This window comes from Sphingobacterium sp. HSC-15S19 (genome assembly GCF_050433745.1).
GTDB lineage: Bacteria > Bacteroidota > Bacteroidia > Sphingobacteriales > Sphingobacteriaceae > Sphingobacterium > Sphingobacterium siyangense.
In genome coordinates this window covers 1-1,510 of sequence record NZ_JBNPWQ010000095.1, presented here as the reverse complement: position 1 = coordinate 1,510, position 1,510 = coordinate 1, and the positions used below count along the sequence as shown (strand labels likewise).

The window sequence follows — 1,510 nt, the reverse complement described above, 5'->3', positions numbered from 1 at the left end:
AAATGAATTTTGAGAAGAGATCTGATAATGGACTTTACATATCCATATTGTTGTCATAGCCTTTATTATGGAAAGCTTTCCATAAGTCTGGAGAATCCATGAGAAAGAAGCGGTCTGTTCAGCTTGAAAATAAAACCAGAATAGATACGTATTAATTATTACTTTTGATGACATTACTCCTACAGCACCAAAGCTAACTTCGCCAGGAGATCAGGTGGTCAATTTGCCACGGAATCGCATGGTCAGTTTATCCGAAATCTACAATATACTATGAAGTGATCCGCTGGCAGTATTATGAAAAATTTCGACAACAGCTCCTTCAGGTATGGAATTTACTTGAAGATGTGTTTGACCAGCATTTACACTGTATTTTTGTTTTGCTATGAACAATATTGAAAATATTGAAATCGGTTTCGGAAGGGGGAAACCAAGATTTATAATTAATTGTTCATTATCTAAATGTACATCCGTCTAAAAATATAAAGAATGATTATTGTTCTTCACAAACCTAGAATATTCAGTTATGTTATTAAATCGAAAAATATCAATTTGGTACTTTATAAATGAGATAAAGACACAATTCATTCTGATCTCTATATTCGCCATATCGATCGGCGTGGTTGATATGCATCCGACTTTTAAAAAAGTATCCTTGCCGCTGAGTATTCCTGCTCTGATCGGAACGGCTGTTTCCCTACTACTGGCCTTTAGAACGGCTCAATCCTATGAGCGCTGGTGGGAAGCCAGAACAATATGGGGAGCTATTGTTAATGACTCCAGGAATTTACTAAGGCAGTTTATTCAATATGCTCCCGAAAGTCCCCGATACGAAATAAAAGAATTTGTGGACCGACAAATTATCTGGACTTATGCGCTGGGAGAATCGCTCCGAAAGCTGGAGTTTTCACCTAAAGTTCAGGCTTATCTGCATTTCCACGGGATAAAAGCCACAAATATACCCAATGCAATATTGGATAGACATTCAAATGCAATCAGACATCTCGCTTTCAGTGGAGCGATAACGGATATTCAACAGGTTCAGCTAAATGAAACAATAGGTAGGTTATGCGACAGCATGGGTAAGTGTGAACGTATTAAGAATACGGTCTTTCCCAGATCATATAGCATGATGGTACACACCTTGATCTACGTCTTTGCCGCGATTTTGCCTTTCGGGCTCGAAGATTCTCAGTTAACTATTGAGATCGTAATGACCATGATTATACCAATACTCTTTATTGCCATTGAAAAGACAGCCATCATTATGCAGGATCCTTTTGAGGGTACGCCAGTTGATACACCAATGACTTCGCTTGCACAAACCATCGAGATAAACCTTTTGGAAATGATTGGAGAAATAGATATTCCGGCAAATCCCAAAAATGATTCTTATTATGAAATGTAATATATCTGTAAACATATGTGTCCTAAATAAATTTTAGGATTGGATTTCTGTGGTACAAGCATAGCTTTTTTCATCATTTCGATATTGACCCCTATTTTTCAATCT

At 37.2% G+C, this 1,510-nt stretch carries 1 protein-coding gene; it reads left to right on the top strand.

Annotated elements, in window-relative coordinates:
- Positions 1–523 precede the first annotated feature (523 nt).
- Positions 524–1,405 (top strand): bestrophin family protein, encoded by an 882-nt coding sequence (locus L1283_RS28440; protein WP_088160814.1) that lies wholly within the window; start codon positions 524–526, stop codon positions 1,403–1,405.
- Positions 1,406–1,510: the final 105 nt, after the last annotated feature.

What these genes read in the sequence shown, in the direction of transcription:
- L1283_RS28440 (WP_088160814.1), top strand. Translation starts at nt 524, where the DNA reads ATGTTATTAAATCGAAAAATATCAATTTGGTACTTTATAAATGAGATA.